At 62.1% G+C, this 16,813-nt stretch carries 14 protein-coding genes; 3 read left to right on the top strand and 11 right to left on the bottom strand.

The window, feature by feature from the left end; genetic code table 11:
- Nucleotide 1 precedes the first annotated feature (1 nt).
- From FB481_RS19665 to FB481_RS19620, 10 genes are all read right to left on the bottom strand, one after another.
- Complete coding sequence (locus tag FB481_RS19665; RefSeq protein ID WP_147177462.1) at nt 2-1,564, bottom strand: SpoVR family protein; 1,563 nt, start codon at nt 1,562-1,564, stop codon at nt 2-4.
- A complete protein-coding gene (locus FB481_RS19660) occupies nt 1,561-2,832 on the bottom strand; it encodes a YeaH/YhbH family protein (RefSeq protein WP_147177461.1) in 1,272 nt (423 codons plus the stop codon). Before FB481_RS19660 ends, FB481_RS19665 begins: the two co-directional genes overlap by 4 nt.
- 66 nt (nt 2,833-2,898) lie before the next feature.
- Nucleotides 2,899-4,821, bottom strand: a complete 1,923-nt coding sequence (locus tag FB481_RS19655; RefSeq protein WP_147177460.1) for a PrkA family serine protein kinase — start codon at nt 4,819-4,821, stop codon at nt 2,899-2,901.
- 459 nt (nt 4,822-5,280) lie between these two features.
- Nucleotides 5,281-5,610, bottom strand: coding sequence for a thiosulfate sulfurtransferase GlpE (glpE, locus tag FB481_RS19650; protein WP_147177459.1), 330 nt, complete (start codon nt 5,608-5,610; stop codon nt 5,281-5,283).
- Nucleotides 5,607-6,431, bottom strand: a complete 825-nt coding sequence (locus FB481_RS19645; RefSeq protein WP_147177458.1) for a symmetrical bis(5'-nucleosyl)-tetraphosphatase — start codon at nt 6,429-6,431, stop codon at nt 5,607-5,609. The genes glpE and FB481_RS19645 overlap by 4 nt, the downstream gene beginning before the upstream one ends.
- 267 nt (nt 6,432-6,698) lie before the next feature.
- Complete coding sequence (gene apaG, locus FB481_RS19640) at nt 6,699-7,079, bottom strand: Co2+/Mg2+ efflux protein ApaG (protein ID WP_075932234.1); 381 nt, start codon at nt 7,077-7,079, stop codon at nt 6,699-6,701.
- 14 nt (nt 7,080-7,093) lie between these two features.
- A complete protein-coding gene (gene rsmA / locus FB481_RS19635; protein ID WP_075933858.1) occupies nt 7,094-7,906 on the bottom strand; it encodes a 16S rRNA (adenine(1518)-N(6)/adenine(1519)-N(6))-dimethyltransferase RsmA in 813 nt (270 codons plus the stop codon).
- Between the two features lie 119 nt (nt 7,907-8,025).
- The gene (pdxA, locus tag FB481_RS19630; protein WP_147177457.1) at nt 8,026-9,024 is read right to left on the bottom strand and encodes a 4-hydroxythreonine-4-phosphate dehydrogenase PdxA; all 999 of its coding nucleotides are present in this window, start codon (nt 9,022-9,024) and stop codon (nt 8,026-8,028) included.
- 93 nt (nt 9,025-9,117) lie between these two features.
- Nucleotides 9,118-10,389 (bottom strand): peptidylprolyl isomerase SurA, encoded by a 1,272-nt coding sequence (gene surA / locus FB481_RS19625; protein ID WP_372239580.1) that lies wholly within the window; start codon nt 10,387-10,389, stop codon nt 9,118-9,120.
- Nucleotides 10,390-10,393: 4 nt separating this feature from the next.
- Complete coding sequence (locus FB481_RS19620) at nt 10,394-13,159, bottom strand: LPS-assembly protein LptD (RefSeq protein ID WP_147177455.1); 2,766 nt, start codon at nt 13,157-13,159, stop codon at nt 10,394-10,396.
- Between the two features lie 124 nt (nt 13,160-13,283).
- Between FB481_RS19620 and FB481_RS19615 the strand changes: the two genes are divergently transcribed.
- Genes FB481_RS19615 through FB481_RS19605 form a run of 3 tightly spaced genes read left to right on the top strand, consistent with a single transcriptional unit; the run spans nt 13,284 to nt 15,737 of the window.
- Nucleotides 13,284-14,309 (top strand): aminoglycoside phosphotransferase family protein, encoded by a 1,026-nt coding sequence (locus FB481_RS19615; protein WP_147177454.1) that lies wholly within the window; start codon nt 13,284-13,286, stop codon nt 14,307-14,309.
- A complete protein-coding gene (murU, locus tag FB481_RS19610; protein ID WP_147177453.1) occupies nt 14,306-14,977 on the top strand; it encodes an N-acetylmuramate alpha-1-phosphate uridylyltransferase MurU in 672 nt (223 codons plus the stop codon). Before FB481_RS19615 ends, murU begins: the two co-directional genes overlap by 4 nt.
- A 1-nt stretch (nt 14,978) precedes the next feature.
- On the top strand, nt 14,979-15,737 hold the full coding sequence (locus tag FB481_RS19605; protein WP_147177452.1) for a DnaJ domain-containing protein: 759 nt from the start codon (nt 14,979-14,981) through the stop codon (nt 15,735-15,737).
- A gap of 12 nt (nt 15,738-15,749) precedes the next feature.
- Here the strand turns inward: FB481_RS19605 and FB481_RS19600 are convergent, their stop codons facing one another.
- The gene (locus tag FB481_RS19600) at nt 15,750-16,724 is read right to left on the bottom strand and encodes an alpha/beta hydrolase family protein (RefSeq protein WP_147177451.1); all 975 of its coding nucleotides are present in this window, start codon (nt 16,722-16,724) and stop codon (nt 15,750-15,752) included.
- Between the last annotated feature and the right edge of the window lie 89 nt (nt 16,725-16,813).

The raw sequence follows: 16,813 nt of genomic DNA, 5'->3' as shown, positions 1-16,813 counted from the left end.
GTTACAGCGCAGGGATATGCAGATCCAGACGTGGGTGGTCGCCATCCTGTGCTGCATCGTTTCTCGGTGGCACGTGTTGGGTGTTGACGATCCGATCGCCCTGCAGCGTCTGCAGGTGAATGTCGAAACCCCACAGGCGGTGCAGGTGTTTGAGCACTTCTTCGGTGGAACTGCCCAGCGGCTTGCGGTCGTGCTGGAAGTGGCGCAGGGTCAGCGAGCGGTCGCCGCGGCGATCAATGCTCCAGATCTGCACGTTGGGCTCACGATTGCCAAGGTTGTACTGAGCAGCGAGTGTTTCACGGATGGTCCGATAGCCCGGCTCGTCGTGGATGGCCGGCACGCTGAGTTCGTCTTTCTGGTCGTCGTCGAGAATGCTGAACAGCTTCAGGTCGCGAATCACCTTGGGCGACAGGTACTGCAGGATGAAGCTTTCGTCCTTGAAGCTGGTCATGGCGAATTTCAGGGTACTCAGCCAATCGCTGCCGGCGATGTCCGGGAACCAGCGGCGATCCTCTTCGGTGGGCTCCTCGCAGATGCGGCGAATGTCGCGGTACATGGCGAAGCCCAGGGCGTAGGGGTTTATTCCACTGTAGTAGGGGCTGTCGAACGACGGCTGGAACACCACGCTGGTGTGCGACTGCAGGAACTCCATCATGAAACCGTCGGTGACCAGGCCTTCGTCGTAGAGATCGTTCATCAGCGTGTAGTGCCAGAAGGTCGCCCAGCCTTCGTTCATCACCTGAGTCTGGCGTTGTGGGTAGAAATACTGGGCGATCTTGCGCACGATACGGATCACTTCGCGCTGCCAGGGCTCAAGCAGCGGAGCGTGTTTTTCCAGGAAATACAGAATGTTTTCCTGAGGTTCGGCGGGAAAGCGCTTGTTGTCGCTGCCGTCGGCCTTGCTGGCACTCTTGGGGATGGTGCGCCACAGATCGTTGATCTGTCGCTGCAGATGCTCTTCGCGATCCTTCTGGCGACGGCGCTCTTCCTCGGCGGAAATGGGGTAGGGGCGTTTGTAGCGGTCCACGCCGTAGTTCATCAGCGCATGACAGGAGTCGATCAGATCCTCGACCGCATCGATACCGTGGCGCTCCTCGCACTGAGTTATGTACTGCTTGGCGAACACCAGGTAGTCGATGATCGAACTGGCGTCGGTCCAGGTGCGGAACAGATAGTTGCCCTTGAAGAAACTGTTGTGCCCATAGCAGGCGTGGGCGATCACCAGCGCCTGCATGGTGATGGTGTTCTCCTCCATCAGGTAGGCGATGCACGGGTCGGAGTTGATCACTATTTCGTAGGCCAGGCCCATCTGCCCGCGGCTGTAGGATTTCTCAGTGCTGAGGAACTGCTTACCGTATGACCAGTGGTGATAGCCCAGGGGCATACCGACCGAGGCGTAGGCATCCATCATCTGCTCGGCGGTAATCACCTCGATCTGGTTGGGGTAGGTGTCGAGGGCGTAGCGCTCGGCCAGCCGGCTGATTTCCCGGTCGTAGTCACGAATCAGCTCGAAGGTCCATTCCGAGCCGGTGGACAGGGGCTGGCGTTTCTTGTTGCTGCTCATGTGGCGAGCCTCCGCTGGAACAGTTCGCGGAATACAGGGTAGATGTCACCCGCCGATACCAGTTGCTGCTGGGCGAAGGTTTCGCCGAAGGCTTCGGCCACTCGCTCGTACTCGAACCACAATGCCTGGTGCTCTCGCGGGGTGATCTCCACGTAGGTGAAGTACTGCACGAAGGGCATGATCTGCTTGATCAGGATATCCCGGCAAATCGGCGAGTCGTCATTCCAGTTGTCGCCGTCCGAAGCCTGGGCGCCGTAGATGTTCCATTCGTTGGCCGGGTAACGTTCGGCCATGATCTCCTGCATCATCTTCAGTGCACTGGAGACGATGGTGCCGCCGGTTTCCCGGGAATAGAAGAATTCTTCCTCGTCCACCTCCTTGGCACTGGTGTGGTGGCGGATGAACACCACGTCGATCTTGTCGTAGTTACGCTTGAGAAACAGGTACAGGAGGATGAAGAAGCGCTTGGCGACGTCCTTGGTGGCCTGGGTCATCGAGCCGGAGACGTCCATCAGACAGAACATCACCGCCTTGGAGCTGGGGTTGGGGTGCTTGACCAGCAGGTTGTACTTGAGGTCGAAGGTATCGAGAAACGGGATACGGTGAATGCGTGCGCTGAGGCGCTCGATCTCGGCCTCGAGCAGTTGGATGTCGCTGAAATTGTCCGGCTCTTCGCGGCGCAGGCGCTCCAGCTCGGCCTTGACATCGCGCAGCTTGGCCCGGCTGCTTCCGGACAGCGCGATACGCCGGGCATGGGCCGAACGCAGGGTGCGCACGATGTTGATGCGCGACGGATTGCCCTCGCTGCTGATGCCCGCCCGCACGGTCTTGAAGGTTTCCGCGCCGGTCAGATGGCGCTTGACCAGATTGGGCAGCTCCAGATCCTCGAACATGAAGTCCAGGAATTCTTCCTGGGTGATCTGGAACACGAACTCGTCCATGCCCTCGCCGGAGTTGCTGGCCTTGCCGGCACCCTGGCCGCCACCACCGCCCTGCGGGCGTGGAATCCGTTCGCCGGCGACGAACTCCTTGTTGCCGGGGTGCACGACGGTCTGTTTGCCGCCGCGGCCATGGTGCAGCACCGGCTCGTCGATGTCGCGGCCGGGAATGCTGATCTGCTCGCCGTGCTCCATGTCGGTGATGGAGCGGCGGCTGACGGCGTCCTCCACCGCCTTCTTGATGTGGTCGCGATAGCGACGAATGAACCGCTGGCGGTTCACCGTGCTCTTGTTCTTGCCATTCAGGCGACGGTCGATCACGTAGCTCATACAAGCCCTCCGGGCACTGCTGATGCTGGCCACGGCGAGATGACCGTGGCCCGCAGCAGAGGCCGCTTACTGCGATTTACGTACGCGCAGATACCACTCGGACAGCAGGCGCACCTGCTTCTCGGTATAGCCGCGCTCGACCATGCGTTTGACGAAGTCGTTGTGCTTCTGTTGATCCTCCTTGCTGGCCTTGGCGTTGAAGCTGATGACCGGCAGCAGGTCCTCGGTGTTGGAGAACATCTTCTTCTCGATCACCACCCGCAGTTTCTCGTAGCTGAGCCAGGTCGGATTCTTGCCGTTGTTGTTGGCCCGGGCGCGCAACACGAAGTTGACGATTTCGTTGCGGAAATCCTTCGGGTTGCTGATGCCGGCCGGCTTCTCGATCTTCTCCAGTTCCTCGTTTAGGGCCACGCGATTGAGGATTTCCCCGGTTTCCGGGTCACGGTATTCCTGATCCTGAATCCAGAAGTCGGCGTACAGCACGTAGCGGTCGAAGATGTTCTGGCCGTACTCGCTGTAGGACTCCAGATAAGCAGTCTGGATTTCCTTACCGATGAACTCGATATAGCGCGGCGCCAGGTATTCCTTGATGAAGCGCAGGTAGCGCTCGCGAGTTTCGGCGGGGAACTGTTCCTGTTCGATCTGCTGCTCGAGCACGTAGAGCAGGTGCACCGGGTTGGCGGCTACCTCGTGTGGGTCGAAGTTGAAGACCTTGGAGAGGATCTTGAAGGCAAAGCGGGTCGACAGGCCGTTCATGCCTTCGTCCACGCCGGCTGCGTCGCGGTACTCCTGGATCGACTTGGCCTTGGGATCAGTATCCTTGAGGTTCTCGCCGTCGTAGACACGCATCTTCGAGTAAATGTTGGAGTTCTCCGGTTCCTTGAGGCGCGACAGGGTGGAGAACTGGGCGAGCATCTTCAGGGTGTCTGGCGCGCAGTGGGCGTTGGCCAGGGAGCTGCTGACCAGCAGCTTGTCGTAGATCTTGATCTCATCGCTGACGCGCAGGCAGTACGGCACCTTGACGATGTAGATACGGTCGATGAACGCCTCGTTGTTCTTGTTGTTGCGGAAGGTGTGCCACTCCGATTCGTTGGAGTGGGCCAGCAGGATGCCGTTGTAGGGAATGGCGCCCAGCCCTTCGGTGCTGTTGTAGTTGCCTTCCTGGGTGGCGGTGAGCAACGGGTGCAGTACCTTGATCGGCGCCTTGAACATCTCGACGAATTCCATCATGCCCTGGTTGGCCCGGCACAGCGCGCCTGAATAGCTGTAGGCATCGGCATCGTTCTGCGGGAACTCCTCGAGCTTGCGGATATCCACCTTGCCGACCAGCGCGGAGATGTCCTGGTTGTTCTCGTCGCCCGGCTCGGTCTTGGCGATGGCAATCTGGTTGAGGATCGACGGATAGAGCTTCACTACCCGGAACTGACTGATGTCGCCGCCGAACTCGGCCAGGCGCTTGCTGGCCCAGGGCGACATGATGCTGCCCAGGTAGCGGCGGGAAATACCGTAATCCTCTTCGAGGATTGCAGCGTCCTCGGCGGCGTTGAACAGGCCCAGCGGCGATTCGAACACCGGGGAGCCCTTGATAGCGTAGAAGGGCACCTTCTCCATCAGTTGCTTGAGCTTCTCGGCCAGTGAGGATTTACCGCCGCCGACCGGGCCCAGCAGATAGAGGATCTGTTTCTTTTCTTCCAGGCCTTGGGCAGCGTGGCGGAAGTAGGACACGATTTGCTCGATGCATTCTTCCATGCCGTGGAAGTCGGCAAAGGCGGGATAACGGCGGATCACCTTGTTGGAGAAGATGCGCGACATCCGCGGATTATGGGAAGTATCGAGCAGCTCCGGTTCGCCGATGGCCATCAGCAAGCGCTCGGACGCGCTGGCGTAGGCGCTGCGGTCCTGCTTGCACAGTTCGAGGTACTCCTGCAGCGAGTATTCCTCCTGGCGCGTCGCCTCGAATCGTTGTTGGAAGTGACTGAAAATGCTCATGACTTCACCTCGCTCGATGCTGGGAGCCGGCCGGGATCGGTCGAGCGGGTGCATGCAGACTCGGCGCTCGCGCTGCCGAGATGAATCCCCCAAACACCCCTTGGTCAGTCAGAACCTCATGGTCGGCTGTCCGTCGCATGGCAGGTTGAGGACAGCCGCCTTGCGCATCTCGCGCAAGGCGTATCGGCTGCCTTCTCCCGCCTGACCCTGTATTGCGTGGCTCTGGCTGGCTGCTGAAGGTGAGTACCGATGGCCCGTTCGGCCGGTTGGCCGGCTACCTGAATTGGGATGGCCTAGAACAAGGATAGTTGGTAATCGGCAAGATCAAGGCGCAATTGCCAGGTCAGGCTCCATTGCGGCGCCAGAGAGGCAGGCAAACCCAGCATTGGCGGGGCTTGGCTGGCGAAAAAAATTTATGCGCGAGCGTCTTGGCGACGTAGGTGAGGTAGCGAGCCGGTTTTATTCCGGCTGGCTGGTTTCGGTGTCCTGGGGGTAGGTGGCGCGCCACAGTTCGAAGCCGCCGTCGAGGCTGTAGACCTCCGAGAAACCCTGGCCAACCAGATAGGCTGCGGCACCCTGACTGGAGTTGCCGTGGTAGCAGGTGACGATCAGCGGTGCGTCGAGATCGGCCTTGGCGATGAAGTCGGCCAGCGAATAGTTGTCCAGATGCTGGGAGTCGCTGATGTGACCGGCCGCGAAGCTCTGCGGATCGCGGATGTCGACCACCACGGCGCCTTTGTCGCGCAGTGCCTGGGCCTGTTCGGGGGGGATGCGTTTGAACTCGCTCATGCTGCTTCCTCGCTACAGTCGCAGCGATGGTACTCGCCGCTATCGATATTCATCAGGGTCATGCTGCCGCCCCACACGCAGCCCGAATCCAGGGCAAACACACCGGGTTCGTCGCAGTGGCCTTCCAGAGCCGCCCAATGGCCGAAGATGATCTTCTGGTCACGGGTCTTGCGCTGTTTGTGGCTGAACCAGGGCAGGTAGCCGGCCGGCGCGGTATCCAGGCCTTCCTTGCTCTTCAGGTCCAGGGTGCCGTCGGCCTTGCAGAAGCGCATGCGGGTGAAATAGTTGGTGATCACCCGTAACCGCGCGATGCCCTGCAGCTCCTTGTCCCAGCACGCCGGCTCGTTGCCGTACATGCCGTCGAGGAACATCGGATACAGAGCGTCGTCGCGCAACGCGTTCTCGACTTCGGTGGCGCGGCGCAGTGCCTTGGCCATGTTCCACTGCGGCGGTATGCCGGCGTGTACCAAGGCAGTGTCGCGCTGCTCGTCATAATGCAGCAGCTTCTGCTGGCGCAGCCATTGCAGCAGTTCGTCGCAGTCCGGCGCTTCGAGAATCTCGCGCAGGGTGTCGCCCCGCTTGAGGCGCTCGATATTGCGCGCGGCGGCGAGCAGGTGCAGGTCATGATTGCCCAGCACGCAGACCAGCGCCTCGCGCATGCCGTAGAGAAAACGCAGGGTTTCCAGGGACGCCGGACCGCGGTTGACCAGATCGCCGACCAGCCACAGTCGGTCACGGGCCGGGTCGAAGGCCACGCGTTCGAGCAGGCACTGCAGCGGCTTCAGGCAGCCCTGCAGGTCGCCGACGGCATAGGTCGCCATTAGGGTCTACCCCCGTTTCGTCGTGAGCCGCGTTGCTGCGAAAAATTGCACCAGGTAAGGCGCGAGGCGCAGGTAATGGTCGCTCCCTTGCCAAGCCTCGCAACGCTGCATGGTGCAATTCTTCGCGCAACCCGAAGGGTCGGGCCATTTTTTGCGCGATGCTGCGTTATTCGTCGTTCATTTGGAATAACCAAACTTCTCTCCTCATGCCTAGCCTCGCGCAAAAAATGGCTCCGGCGCGGCCACGAACGAAACCGGGGTAGACCCTTAGTGCAGGGCGCCTGGAACGGCGAGGCGGAAGGGCGCGATCGGCGCATCGAAGCGCTGACCGTCGTCAGCCAGCATCTGATAGCTGCCCTGCATGGTGCCGACCTGGGTGGCCAGCAGCGTGCCGCTGCTGTAGCGGTGGCTTTCGCCCGGAGCGATCAGCGGTTGTTCGCCGATCACGCCGGCGCCGCGCACTTCCTGAACCTGGCCGTTGCCGTCGGTGATCACCCAGTGGCGCGCCAGCAATTGCGCCGGCAGCTCGCCGGCGTTGTGGATGGTCACGTCGTAGGCGAAAGCGAAGCGGTTTTGCTCGGGCTGCGACTGCGCTGGCAGGTAGCGGGTGACGATGTTGACGTCGATCTGGTAACGAGGGTCGGACATGGGCACTCGATCAATCAGGTGGGCGAAGGCGCGGGTTGCAGGGCCAGCTGGTCGGCCAGGCGCACGAACGCGGCCAGATCCAGCTGCTCGGGGCGCAGGCTGCCATCGACGCCGGCTGCCTCGATCTCACTGGCCGGCAGCAGCGCCTTGAGGGTGTTGCGCAGGGTCTTGCGGCGCTGGTTGAAGGCCTCGCGCACCACGCGCTCGAGCAGGCGATGATCCTTGGCCGGGTGCGGTAGCACCTTGTGCGGCACCAGGCGCACGATGGCCGAGTCGACCTTGGGCGGTGGGTTGAAGGCACCCGGGCCGACGTTGAACAGGTGTTCCACCTGGCAGTGGTACTGCACCATGATCGACAGCCGCCCCCAGTCGCCGCCGCCCGGGCCCGCGGCCAGGCGCTCGACCACTTCCTTTTGCAGCATGAAGTGCATGTCGCGGATCAGATGGGCGTTGTCCAGCAGGTGGAAAATCAGCGGTGTGGAGATGTTGTACGGCAGGTTGCCGACCACCCGCAGGCTGTTGGGCGCTGCCTGCAGACTCGAGAAGTCGAATTTCAGGGCATCGCCCTGGTTCAGTCGAAAGCGCGGCTGGTCGGCGAACTTGGCCTGCAGGATCGGGATCAGGTCCAGATCCAGCTCGATCACGTCCAGTTGGGCGCCACTGTTGAGCAGCCCTTCGGTCAGTGCGCCCTGGCCTGGGCCGATCTCCAACAGGTGCTCGCCCTCGCGGGCATGAATGGCGCGCAGGATACGGTGAATCACCCCGGCGTCATGAAGGAAGTTCTGGCCGAAGCGCTTGCGCGCGCGGTGTTGGTAAGGCTCGGACATCTGAAAAGCAGCTCCAGGCTTCAAGCTGCAAGCATCAAGCAAGCGCGTAAAGCGGTCAGGCGAAAACGCGCAGTTTAGCAGGGAACGCCCGTGCAGCGGCGCCGCTCTCGACAGTCGACTTATGGCTCAAGGCGGCTGCCCGCCATCTCGTAGGCAGTTTCCAGGGCGACCTGCAGGCTGCCGCAGTCGATGCGCCCGGTACCGGCAAGGTCCAGCGCGGTGCCGTGGTCGACCGAGGTGCGGATGATCGGCAGGCCCAGGGTCACGTTCACCGCTGCGCCGAAGCCTTTGTACTTGAGCACCGGCAAACCCTGATCGTGATACATGGCGAGCACGGCGTCGCAATGCTCTAAGTGCTTGGGGGTAAACAGCGTGTCGGCCGGTAGCGGGCCGATCAGCTCCATGCCTTCGCCGCGCAGTTGCTCGAGCGCAGGCTTGATGACTTCGATTTCCTCGCGTCCCAGGTGGCCGCCTTCGCCGGCATGTGGGTTAAGGCCGCAGATCAGGATGCGTGGTCTGGCAATGCCGAACTTGTCGCGCAGGTCGGCGTGCAGGATGCGTGTCACGCGCTGCAGGCGCTCAGTGGTGATGGCATCGGCTACGTCCTTGAGCGGCAGGTGGGTGGTGACCAGTGCTACCCGCAGGCCGCGGGTCGCGAGCATCATCACTACCTGGGGCGTGCCGGTCAGGTCAGCGAGAAATTCGGTATGGCCGGAAAAGGCCATACCCGCATCGTTGATGATGCCTTTGTGCACCGGCGCGGTGATCATTCCGGCGAAGCTGCCGTTCAGGCATCCTTCGGCGGCGCGCGTCAGGGTCTGCAGTACATAGGCGGCGTTGGCCTTGCTCAACTGACCGGTGACCACCGGCTCGCCCAGCGGCGTATCCCACACGTAGAGGCTGCCGGCTGGCGCGGGCTGAGTAGGACAATTATCAGGTGCAGTATCGATAAGCTCGATCTGCAGTCCCAGCTCCGCAGCGCGAGCTTGCAGCAGTGCGCGACTGGCGACGCAGATCAGTGCATGGGTCTGCTGCTCGCGGGCGATCAACAGGCAAAGATCCGGACCGATGCCGGCAGGTTCTCCGGGGGTGAGGGCGAAGCGCAGGCTATTGGGCATGATCCGGTCTCGAGGTCGGGCTGCGTGATTTTAGCCCAGGCAGAAATGAAAAAGCCCGGCGCTGTGCCGGGCTTCGAGGGTATTCAAGCTGATTTACAGCTTGATCTCCACATAGGCTTCATCGCGGATCTGGCGCAGCCAGGTCTGCAGTTCTTCGTCGTACTTGCGGTTGCGTAGCAGGTTCAGGGCCTGCTGCTCACGCATCTGCTCGCTGCTGTCGGTGGCGCGACGCCCCATGACCTGCAGCACGTGCCAGCCGAACTGGCTCTTGAACGGCTTGGATACTTCGCCACTGGCGGTGTTGTTCATCACCTCGCGGAACTCTGGCACCAGAGCGTTCGGGTCGATCCAGTTGAGGCTACCGCCGTTGAGCGCAGAGCCCGGGTCTTCGGAGAAGTTCTTCGCCAGTTCGGCAAAGTCTTCGCCTGCCTGGATGCGCTGGTACAGGCGCTCGGCCAATACCTTGGCCTCGGCGTCGGTGCGGATCTCGCTTGGCTTGATCAGGATGTGACGCACGTTCACTTCGTCACGTACGGCCGCGGCCTCACCACCACGCTTCTCCAGCACCTTGAGGATGATGAAACCACCTGGGGTGCGGATCGGCTCAGTTACATCACCCACGCTCATGGCACTGATCATGTTATCGAATGGCGATGGTAGCTGGGCGGCCTTGCGCCAGCCCATGTCACCACCGTCCAGCGCGTTCTCACTGGCCGAGTTGGCGACCGCCAGCTTGGCGAAGTCGCCGCCCTGGCGGGCCTGCTGGTAGATGTCCTGGGCACGACGCTCGGCGGCTTGCAGGGCGTCCGAGGATGCGTCTTCCTGAATCGGAATGACGATACTGGCTAGGTGGAAGTCTTCGGACAGCTGCATCTTGCCCAGGTCGGAGGCGAGGAAGTTCTTCACTTCCTGCTCGGTCACCTGAATACGTTCAGCGACCCTGCGCTGGCGTACGCGGCTGATGATCATCTCGCGGGCTATCTGGTCGCGGGCATCGTTGAAGGACAGGCCGTCTTTTGCCAGGGCGTCACGGAACTGGTCCATGGTCATTCCGTTGCGCTGTGCAACGGTAGCCATGGCCTGATTGAGTTCTTCGTCGCTGATGCGGATACCGGCGCGCTCGCCCATCTGCAGCTGGATATTCTCCAGGATCAGACGATCGAGCACCTGTTTGGTCAGGACATCAGTTGGTGTCGCTTCGCCGCCACGCTTGGCCTGGGTGCGCTGTACATCGCGCAGCCGGGCATCGAGTTGGCTTTGCATGATCACGTCGTTATCGACGATCGCCACCACGCGGTTGAGAGGCTGTACATCGGCGTGCGCCGCAGTACCCAGAAACATCGCGCCCAACAGCAGCGTGCGCATGTACTCAGTGAGCTTGTTCTTCACGTTCACGATAACCTTGAATGCCTTGGTCGAGGAAGGTCTCAACTTTATTGCCGGTCACGCCACCCAGGCCTTTGAGGACGACCTGCAGGAAGATGCCAGTGTCGGCTTTGTCGTTGCGCGAGGGGTTGAGGCTGACCTCGTCGTGATCAATCCAGTAGCGGTTGATCACGCGCAGTTTCCAGCAGCAACTGTCGTACTCGAAACCGCCAAACGCTTCCAGGGTACGGTTACGGCCGTAATCGTACTGCCAGCGCGAGATCAGGCTCCACTGCGGACCAACCGGCCAGATGACGGAGAAGTCATGCTGGCTAACCTTGTAGTAGTCCTTGATGAAGGTACTGCTGCCAGGCGTGCCGTAATCGCTTCCGTAGCCCCAGCGGCCGGTGCTCTCGTCGTAGTTGAGGGTGTCGTTACGATAACGGTAACCAGCATTGACAACCTTGCGTGGGTTGTCCGCAGGCTGGTAATGGAACATGGCGCTGCCGGAGCGGGTGCGATGAGTGTCCGGATCCCAGTTGAAGTCTGAAGTGAAACGCCAGTCCTGGTTGTAGCGATACATATATTCCAGAGCGTAGGGCGAAACCGAAGAGGTGGCTTCATCGCGGTCACGGTAATTAATGCCCGGCATCTGCACCTTACGGTCTTCGAAGTAGAAAGCCTGGCCGATGCTGAAGCGCTGGCGCTCGAAGCCGTTGGGCTCTATCCAGCGGCTGGTTACGCCGAGCGAGATTTTGTTCTCGTCGCCGATACGATCCTTGCCGGTAAAGCGGTTTTCACGCCACAGCGAGGAGTAGTTGAAAGTGCTCTCGCTGGTGTCGAAGACCGGGATATCAGTTTGATCTTCTTCGGGCACGTAGAGGTAGAAAAGGCGTGGCTCCAGAGTCTGGCGAGCTTCACGGCCGAATAGCGAAGTATTGCGGTCGAAGTACAGGCCGCTGTCGACGCTGAACATACCAACACCGCGGCTCTGTGTGCTGCTGTACTGTTCGTCAGCCAGCAGGGTGTTCTTGCCGCGCTGATCCAAGTCCAGATCATAGTTGGTTTGTAAGTACTTGATCTGCGGCTTGACGTAGCCCCAGCTCCAGTCCAGCGGCAGGCTTACGCCGGGCTCCACATGCAGCCGGGTACCATTGGCACGTGCTAGGCCTTGCACGTTGAAGTCGTTCCAGGGGCCTTCGACGTTGCCATTCTGGTCGATGTAGTTGCCGCTGCGCAGATCGCGATCAAAACGTACCAGTTCGCTGCCGTAGGTGAAGTTCAGGCCACCCGGTTCAATCGGTAGCTTACCGTCCAGAGTGATTTGCGGCAGGCGGTTGTAAGGCGTCACGGCGGTTATGCTAGCCAACTCATAGGCGTGCGCGTTGAGTTTCGCGGTGTAGCTGTCGCCACGCCAGGTAAGTGTACCGCGCTGGTTTACATAATCAGATGTCTCGACACCCAGATCCGACTTTAGATCTTGGAAATAATAAGGATCGCTGATATCGGTGTAGTCGACCTCGGCCAGCAGGCGGTCATTAAGGCCCTGCTTGTGCTGCCAGCTGTACATCCAGCGCTGATCCTTGTAGCCCGACTGCAGCTTGCGCTCGTCTTCCTGGTCGTCCAGGTAGGCGCCGCCGACCTGGCCTTCGCTGTTGCGGGTCAGATAGCGGTACTCGCCTTCCATCAGCAGGCCGCGCTTGGCCATGTAGGTTGGGTACAGGGTGGCGTCGAAGTTCGGTGCCAGATTGAAGTAATACGGGGTTTGCAGGGTCAGGCCGTTGCTGCCTGAAGTACTGATGCTCGGCGGCAGAAAGCCGGACTGGCGGCGATCATCGATCGGGAAATAGATGTACGGCGTGTAGAACACCGGGAAATCCTTGACCCGCAGGGTGACGTTGGTCGCGGTACCAAAACCGGTGGCCGGGTTGAGGGTGATGTTGTTGCCCTTCAGGTACCAGGCGTTGCTGCCTGGTTCGCAGCTGGTATAGGTACCATCCTTGAGGCGGATGATCGCGGTTTCTTCGCGCTTGGCGTAAGCCGCACTGCCACGTACGTGTTGAGCGTGCATCACGTACTCGGCGTTGTCGATGCGCGCTTCGCCGTTGTCCAGTTGCAGCTCGCCACGATCACCGACGACGAGGGCGCCCTGGTCGCGCAGGCGAACGTTGCCGACCAGCTCGCCACGGTTCTCGGCCTGGTGCAGGCTGGCTTCGTCGGCCTCGACCTGCATGCCGGCCTGGCGCACCACCACGTCACCGGCGAGGGTCGCGACCTGCTCTTCCTGCTGATAACGCGAAGCCTTGGCCGATACGAACATCGGTGCTTCGCTCATCGGCGTCTTGTCGTTCATACCCGGACGGGCCGGCTCGATGTAGGCGCCGGAGCAGGCCGGGCCGATCTCTGCCAGCTGGGCGCTGGTCAGCTTCTCGCGCGGTACCCAGTCCAAGTGGCTATAGTCGGCGCTTCGCGAGGCGAGGGCGCGGCCACCCGCTTCGGTCACCAGCGTCGGCTGGGGTTTGCTCTTGGCCGCCGCCGCAGGCGCAGCGGAGCCGCCGGAACTCACTGAGTTGGCGCTATGGTCCGGACGACTTGGCACGTTGGCGTTGCTGGTTTTCGGTGCACAGGCCCAGCCGCCGGTTGGCGATGCCTGGCAGTCGAATTGTTCGGCAGCGGTGGCGAATGGGCTGGCGAAGGGCTGCAGGGCCAACAGGCCACCCGTTACCAGAAGCGGGAATTTCTTGCGAAAAGCGGGGTATTTTACTGCCATCTTGTTTTCCGGGCTTCCTGTGCGCTTTTGGCCCAGGGGCCGCACGCCTCTCGATGGGCTGAAAAAGATGCTGGATAATAAAGCATGACCCGCGCAACGGCTAGCGCCGTCGGAGACCCTTGCAATGCCTGATCACGATGTACGTTTACAACGCCTGAAGCAATGGCTAGCGCCACAACTGCAGGCCCTGTTCGCTACCAATGGCTGGGGCGAGGTACCGGAGGCGGTGCTGCAGCCGGCCAGCAGCGACGCCAGTTTTCGTCGTTATTTCCGCTGGCAGGCGGGCGAGCGCAGCCTGATCGTGATGGACGCGCCGCCGCCCCAGGAGAACTGCCGGCCCTTCGTCGAGGTGGCCAATCTGCTGGCTCGCGCCGATCTGAACGTGCCGCAGATCCATGCGGCGGATCTCGATCAGGGCTTTCTGCTGCTCAGCGATCTGGGCCGTCAGACCTACCTGGACGTGATCGACGGCGACAATGCCGACCAATTGTTCACGCCTGCCATCGATGCCTTGCTGGCCTATCAGCAGCTGCCCATGGATGCCGGGCTGCCGCATTACGACGACGCCCTGCTGCGCCGCGAGCTGCAATTGTTTCCGGATTGGTACGTGGCCCGCGAACTCGGCCTGACTCTCAATGCCGAGCAGCAGGCCGCCTGGCAACGCATCTGCACCCTGTTGATCGACAGCGCTCTGGCACAGCCAAAGGTATTGGTGCACCGCGACTACATGCCGCGCAACCTGATGATCAGCGAGCCCAATCCCGGCGTGCTGGATTTCCAGGATGCTGTCTACGGCCCGGTCACCTACGACATCACCAGTCTGTTCAAGGATGCTTTCCTCAGTTGGCCAGAGGCGCGCGTGCAGGGTTGGTTGGAAGGCTATTGGCACAAGGCCCGCGCCGCCGGCGTTCCCGTGCAGGATGATCTGGCGGACTTCCTGCGTACCAGCGACCTGATGGGCGTACAGCGCCACCTCAAGGTGATCGGCATCTTCGCGCGCATCTGCCACCGCGATGGCAAGCCCCGTTATCTGGCCGACGTGCCGCGTTTCTTTGCCTATATAGAAGCCGTGCTCGCCAGGCGTCCTGAACTGGCCGAGCTCGGCGAGCTGATCGCCGAGCTCAAAGGCGCCACGGAGGCCGCCCGATGAAGGCGATGATTCTCGCTGCCGGCAAGGGCGAGCGCCTGCGACCGCTGACGCTGCACACGCCCAAACCGTTGGTGCGGGCTGCTGGCGTGCCGCTGATCGACTACCACGTGCGCGCCCTGGCGCGTGCGGGCTTCAGTGAGCTGGTGGTCAATCACGCCTGGCTCGGCCAGCAGATCGAAGACTACCTGGGCACTGGTGAGCGCTACGGTGTCAGCATTCGCTATTCGGCCGAAGGCGAGCCGCTGGAAACCGGCGGCGGTATCTTCAAGGCGCTACAGCTGCTCGGTGACGAGCCGTTCGTGGTGGTCAACGGCGATATCTTCACCGACTACGATTTTTCGGTTCTGCGCCGGCCCTTCGGTACTAAGGCTCATCTGGTGCTGGTGGATAACCCGACTCATCACCCGGCGGGCGACTTCCGCCTTCAAGAAGGCCGGGTGGCGGATGCCGCAGCCGGTGACGCCAGCCTGACCTACAGCGGCATCGCCGTGCTCGATCCTGCATTGTTCGCTGGCTGCCAGCTCGGCGCGTTCAAACTGGCACCTTTGCTACGGGCGGCGATGGCCGAGCAGCAGGTGAGCGGCGAACGCTTCACTGGCCGTTGGGTCGATGTCGGCACCCACGAGCGCCTGGCCGAGGTGGAATCGCTGCTGCAGGGCGAGCGCTGATATGTACTGGCCGCTGACGTTGGTGGGGGCGCTGGCCGGCTTCGCCCTGGCGAGCATTCCCGGTCTGCTGCTTGGTGGCTTGCTTGGCCAGGTTCTGGATCGCCGCCTGGGCTTGCGTGGCTGGAAAACACTAGGCGAGCGACTGGTCGGCAAGCCCGCGGTCGCTGACGGTAACCTGCTGTTCGTCATGCTCGGTCGTCTGGCCAAGAGCGATGGTGTGGTGCAGCAGACGCACATCCGCCAGGCCCGCGCCGAGATGCAGCGCCTGGCGTTGGGCGAGGTCGGAAGGGCGGCGGCCATCGAAGCCTTCTCGCGGGGCAAGACCGGGCAAGACAACCTGCGTGGCCCGCTGCTGCGGCGCCGTGGCGAGGCACAGGAACTGCTGCGTGCCTGCTGGCGCATGGCCTGGGCCGACGGCAAGGTGGGCCAGGCCGAACGCGAGCTGATCCTGCTATGGGGCAAGTGGCTGGGGGTCGCCGTCGAAGCGCAAGAGGCATTCAGCGACGCCTATTCACCGCGCCGTGGTCCGCCGGCCGCGGCTGCGGACAGCTATCAGCAGGCCCTGCGCCTGCTCGGTGTGTCGGCTGACAGCGAGGTTCAGCAGATCAAGAAGGCTTATCGACGCCTGCTCAGTCGTCACCATCCCGACAAGCTGGCGGGCAGCGGTGCGGCCCCGGAAAAGGTGCGCGAGGCCACGGAAGCGACCCGCGAACTGCACAACGCCTATGCGCTGATCCGCCAGCGCCGCGGCTTCCGCTAAGCGTCTCGGCGGCTACTTGGCGCCGCCGGCATGCTTGTCCAGCCAGCCACGCAGGCGACGGAACAGCTGCTCCTGAGCGACATCCGGGTTGCCTGGCATGGCGTCCAGGGCAATCTGTACCAGTTCAGGCTGTTTTTGCCGTTGACTGAGCTGCTTGCGCCCCAGGGCGGCCTGCCGCGCGGCTGCCGTGTCGCGGTAATAGAAGTCGCCGACCTTGGCAGTGAGCTGCCCCAGCAGGTCGTTGAACGGCGCGTCGAAGCCCTCCGGCTGACTCACATCGACCAGCACCAGATGGCGTACGTTGGCGGGTTTGCGCTCGGCGATATAGCGCGCCGCCCAGTAGGCGCCGCTGCCGTGGCCGAGCAGCACCACGACCTTGGCCTGCTGCTGACTGGCGAAAGCGATGCCAGCATCGATACGGGCGAATACTCGCTCGACGTGTGCGGTGCGGGCCGCTTCGGCGTCAGGCGGTGGTGCTTGTGTGGCTGGCTCCGGCGCAGCGGGTTCCGGCGCCTTTTCGGCAGCGGGCCCGGTAGCTTTGCTGTCACCGCTGGCCGGTGCCTCTGGTTTACGCACCGGCAGATTGGCGCCTTGCGGATCTGGCAGGGTCAGGCTCAGGCTGTGCCAGCTGGCGTCCGGAATTTTGCGTCGCAGTGGACCGACGGTCGGCGGCGCGTCGGCGCTTTCATCGTCGCCTGGCACGAGAATCACCGCGCCCATGGGCGCCGGGTCGTTGGCGGGTCGCCAGAGGGCGAGAAAGGTGGTGCCGGCAGCGTCGAGCTGCTGCTGTTCGCTGGCTGCCAACTGGCGTTCCAGGGCCGATGCTTCCAGATCGCTGCGCTCGGCCAGCGGCGCGCGCTGCTCGGGCTTGGCCGCGTTCTTGTCTGCGGCATCGGCAGGTGGGCTTTGTTCGGCGTGCGCTGCCAGGGCGCTGGCCAGCAGGGTCAGAAACAGGGCGTAGCGGGGTAGGTGGCGAAGGCGCGTCATGGCAAGGCCTGGAAGTATTCGATGCAAGGCAGCCTAATCACTTGTCGTGGATTTGTCAGATCCTGATGGTGCTTAATGCGGCCAGTGCC

This window comes from Pseudomonas sp. AG1028, assembly GCF_007993955.1.
Taxonomy (GTDB): Bacteria; Pseudomonadota; Gammaproteobacteria; order Pseudomonadales; family Pseudomonadaceae; genus Aquipseudomonas; species Aquipseudomonas straminea.
The sequence above is the reverse complement of the archived record's forward strand: the minus strand, read 5'-3'. Positions and strand labels throughout refer to the sequence as shown.